The 3,813-nt window shown below is 47.3% G+C and carries 6 protein-coding genes; all 6 read left to right on the forward strand.

Going from position 1 to position 3,813, the window contains the following annotated elements:
• Window positions 1-14 precede the first annotated feature (14 nt).
• The 6 genes from hcp to LUQ50_RS06225 all read left to right on the forward strand — a co-directional run bounded on the left by hcp (window position 15) and on the right by LUQ50_RS06225 (window position 3,780).
• Window positions 15-1,631: a hydroxylamine reductase gene (gene hcp, locus LUQ50_RS06200; protein ID WP_300037797.1), complete on the forward strand. Its 1,617-nt coding sequence runs from the start codon at window positions 15-17 to the stop codon at window positions 1,629-1,631.
• Between the two features lie 199 nt (window positions 1,632-1,830).
• Complete coding sequence (locus LUQ50_RS06205) at window positions 1,831-2,211, forward strand: cupin domain-containing protein (RefSeq protein ID WP_300037782.1); 381 nt, start codon at window positions 1,831-1,833, stop codon at window positions 2,209-2,211.
• Entirely contained in the window at window positions 2,208-2,492 is a 285-nt protein-coding gene (locus LUQ50_RS06210; RefSeq protein ID WP_300037785.1) for an NAC family transcription factor, read from the forward strand. Before LUQ50_RS06205 ends, LUQ50_RS06210 begins: the two co-directional genes overlap by 4 nt.
• 5 nt (window positions 2,493-2,497) lie before the next feature.
• Window positions 2,498-2,656 (forward strand): rubredoxin, encoded by a 159-nt coding sequence (rd, locus tag LUQ50_RS06215; protein ID WP_300037788.1) that lies wholly within the window; start codon window positions 2,498-2,500, stop codon window positions 2,654-2,656.
• 56 nt (window positions 2,657-2,712) lie between these two features.
• A complete protein-coding gene (locus LUQ50_RS06220; RefSeq protein WP_300037792.1) occupies window positions 2,713-3,198 on the forward strand; it encodes an HD domain-containing protein in 486 nt (161 codons plus the stop codon).
• Window positions 3,199-3,351: 153 nt separating this feature from the next.
• On the forward strand, window positions 3,352-3,780 hold the full coding sequence (locus LUQ50_RS06225; RefSeq protein WP_300037794.1) for a hypothetical protein: 429 nt from the start codon (window positions 3,352-3,354) through the stop codon (window positions 3,778-3,780).
• The last annotated feature ends 33 nt before the right edge of the window (window positions 3,781-3,813 follow it).

The following is a 3,813-nucleotide window of genomic DNA, read 5'->3' on the forward strand; positions in this document are numbered from 1 at the left end:
CGAGGGAAAAGACTATGTTCTGTTATCAATGTGAAGAGACTGCCCGGGGAACCGGTTGTACCGTAAAAGGTGTCTGTGGAAAAGAAGATCATACTGCCGGAGTTCAGGATGTACTGCTGTATCTTTGCAAAGGGATATCCACACGAAACCTTGCAGCAGTGTCGAAAGGAGGCGGGAACAAAGACGCAGGGGCTTTCATAACTGAAGCTCTCTTCGCAACTCTGACCAACACCAACTTTGATGACCAGCGGCTGAAAGGAATGATCACTACAGCCGTCTCAATCAGGGATGCCCTTCCGAAATCCGGGGCGACTGAACCTGATGCCTGCACTTGGACTCCGAAGAGTGATGCTGACATTGAGGCTAAAGCAAAGGAGATAGCCGAGCAGGCAAACGTCAATGATGATGTTCATTCATTACGGGCCATGCTGCTCTTTGGTCTGAAAGGACTTGCTGCGTACTATCACCATGCAGAGATGCTCGGATATACTGATAACGAGATCACGAACTTCATGCAGAAAGGGCTGGCGTCTACGCTTCAGGATCTCCCTGCGGATCAGATGACTGCACTGGTCCTTGAATGTGGATCAGTCGGGGTTAAGGTCCTTGCCCTGCTCGATACTGCGAACACGAAGACGTATGGCAGCCCAGAGATCACTTCGGTAAAAACCACCGTCGGCACAAAACCCGGAATTCTTATCACCGGTCACGACCTTCGCGACCTCGAACAACTCCTGGAACAGTCTAAAGACAGCGGTGTTGACATCTACACTCATGGAGAGATGCTCCCTGCCAACGCATACCCGGCTCTTAAGAAATACACGCATCTGGTCGGGAACTACGGCTCTTCCTGGTGGCATCAGAAGGAAGAGTTCGAGAAGTTCAACGGACCGATCGTGGTCACCACAAACTGTATCGTCCCCCCTAAGGACTCATACAAAGACAAGATCTATACCACCGGCCCGGCAGGATATCCGGGAGTCAAGTACATTGCAAAAAAACCTGATGGGACAAAGGATTTTTCCAGTGTTATTGAGCATGCAAAAAAATGCCAGCCCCCACAGGAACCCGGTACCAACGGTCGTGATCTGATCACCGGGTGTGCTCATGACGCAGTCCTGGCACTGGCAGGAACGGTTGTTGAGGCCGTAAAGAAAGGCGATATCAAACGGTTCGTGGTCATGGCCGGATGTGACGGCCGGCAGAGTGAGCGACAGTATTATACCGATTTCGCACAGGCACTCCCGAAAGACACAGTCATTCTGACCGCCGGATGTGCCAAGTACCGGTACAACTCCCTGGACCTTGGGACCATTGGAGGAATTCCCCGGGTCATTGATGCCGGTCAGTGTAATGACTGCTACTCGCTGGTCGTAATAGCTCAGGCACTTGCACAGGCATTTGGTGTCGGTATCAACGAACTTCCGGTCTCGTACAACATCGCCTGGTACGAACAGAAGGCCTGCCTTGTGCTGTATGCTCTGCTCTCGCTCGGTGTGAAGAACATCACTCTCGGCCCGAAACTTCCGGGATTCGTCTCTCCCGGAGTGCTTAAAGTCCTGGTTGACAACTTCAATCTCGGGAAAAACAGCACGGTCGAAGAGGATATGAAGCGGATGGTTCCCTCCTGAATACCAATCGCAACAGTATCCGTATCCATACCTATCCCAATCATCCGGAACCGTGGGAATCCCCGGCTCCGGTTATCTTCTTACCATTCCGGTCTTGTAGCAATCTCGCGTGATCGATAATGATACAACCCGGTATGCAGGTGAGAAGGGATATCAGCGCTGAGGTTCAGTAATTTCATAAAGACACGGGTGATGCAGAATGGAATACAATCACGATACCCAGGAAAATTCAGAAGCCCCCGGAAAAAAACGTCAGGAACTCCGGGCAAAAGTGCTCACACTCAAAGATCTGGTAGAGTACCAGGATGGCACGGTTGCAAGCCGGATGATTGTAAACACCAAAGCCGGTTCCATCACCCTCTTCTCTTTTGATGAAGATGAAGGGCTTTCAGAACATACAGCCCCGTTTGATGCCGTGGTAACCATCCTGGACGGGGAGTGTGAGGTCTGGATCCAGGGAGTAACCCACCAGATGAAGGAAGGAGATACCATCATCTTCCCGGCAGGTGTTCCTCATGCCCTGAGTGCAGTGACCCGGTTCAAGATGTCGCTGACCATGATCCGGGAGAAGGAACCATGAGTAATGAGAAAGATGGAGTGTACTGTAAAGTCTGCGGAGGTATCATCCCGCAGGATACTACGGTTGGATCTATAGAAGTAAACGGAAAACCGACCGGGATTAACCAACTTGAATGGATCCTCGATGAAGTCTCTGCTATGCATCTCCAAAGTGACGGGGATCTGAAAAAAGAACTCATCAGTAGAGCGAAGGTTCTCAATTATATCCCGACAAAGATTACGGAACAGTATGCAGATGCTCTACTCCGTGTGTACAAAGAACGATTATCAAAAAAGGAGTGACAACCATGGACTCGTATGAATGTTCTATCTGTGGATATGTGTATGATCCTGCCAAGGGTGATGAAGCAAACGGAATAGCACCGGGAACAGCATTTGAGGATATCCCTGATGACTGGGTCTGTCCCGTCTGTCAGGAAGGGAAAGAAGTATTCGAGATCGTGTGACCGTGCAGCTCAATTTTCAGATTATCTCTTTTTGAGGATTCAGAAGGAGAGATGATATGATATCAGCAATTATGTCCGATATGATCCGATATTTCCAGGATGATGTGAAACGGATCAATCATGCACTCAAGGTATACTGTTTTGCCTCATTGATAGCACAGGAATCCAATGCTGATGCCAGGAACCATCAGATTATCAGTATTACTGCACTATTGCATGATATCGGCATTAAAGAAGCTGAACGGAAGTATCAGTCATCATCAGGGAAGTATCAGGAGGAGGAAGGACCTCCGATAGCCAGGGAGATGTTAATGTCGTATGATCTGGATGAAGCGGTACTGGATCGGATCTGTTTCATCATCGGGAATCATCATTCCTACTCAAAAATCGATAATACAGATTTTCAGATCCTGGTCGAGGCTGATTTTCTCGTCAATATCTATGAAGACTCTATGAGCAGGGAATCAGTACAAAATATCAGAGAGAAAATATTCAGAACCAGTCAGGGAATCAGGTTGCTTGATGAGATGTATCTGAATTAATAGCAGTTCCATGAGTCTGTATGCTGATCAAAAGTCAGGTGAAGAATTGATTACGCATACGATCTTCGAACGGGTGATCTCAAAACTGATGAACACTCCTATCTACTCATGCTGACTCGAGACCATTTATATGATCACGGCCAATGAGTGAGTATGCACCATACTGGTTCTATTATAAGTGTACTGTTACTACTCGCGGTCGCCATAGTTTTTGTCAATGGTGAGATCATACCAAATGCATCCGAATTTGACAAGCGTCTGATAGCAGATAGCACCATCAATACATCCACATTTGATGCTGACCTTGTGGCTCACAGTGCAATCAACACATCCGAATTTGATAACAACATCATTAACGGTAGTGAAATAAACACTTCAGCATTTGATGCTGATCTTGTTGCTCACAGTGAGATCAACACAACGGAATTTGATAACAACATCATTAACGGTAGTGAAATAAACACTTCAGCATTTGATGCTGACCTTGTGGCTCACAGTGCAATTAACACCTCAGAAATTGATAATAACATCATCAACGGCAGTGAAACCAATACTTCAGCAGTAGCAACGAATTCATCCTGAATATAATGTTGTCAGGAATTCAGGGATAGTATC

This window comes from Methanospirillum sp. (assembly GCF_028679455.1).
Classification (GTDB): domain Archaea; phylum Halobacteriota; class Methanomicrobia; order Methanomicrobiales; family Methanospirillaceae; genus Methanospirillum.

Bases quoted from the DNA above. Each gene is read 5' to 3' on its own strand.
- hcp (WP_300037797.1), top strand. From the start codon at position 15: ATGTTCTGTTATCAATGTGAAGAGACTGCCCGGGGAACCGGTTGTACC.
- LUQ50_RS06210 (WP_300037785.1), top strand. From the start codon at position 2,208: ATGAGTAATGAGAAAGATGGAGTGTACTGTAAAGTCTGCGGAGGTATC.
- LUQ50_RS06225 (WP_300037794.1), top strand. From the start codon at position 3,352: ATGCACCATACTGGTTCTATTATAAGTGTACTGTTACTACTCGCGGTC.
- LUQ50_RS06220 (WP_300037792.1), top strand. From the start codon at position 2,713: ATGATATCAGCAATTATGTCCGATATGATCCGATATTTCCAGGATGAT.
- rd (WP_300037788.1), top strand. From the start codon at position 2,498: ATGGACTCGTATGAATGTTCTATCTGTGGATATGTGTATGATCCTGCC.
- LUQ50_RS06205 (WP_300037782.1), top strand. From the start codon at position 1,831: ATGGAATACAATCACGATACCCAGGAAAATTCAGAAGCCCCCGGAAAA.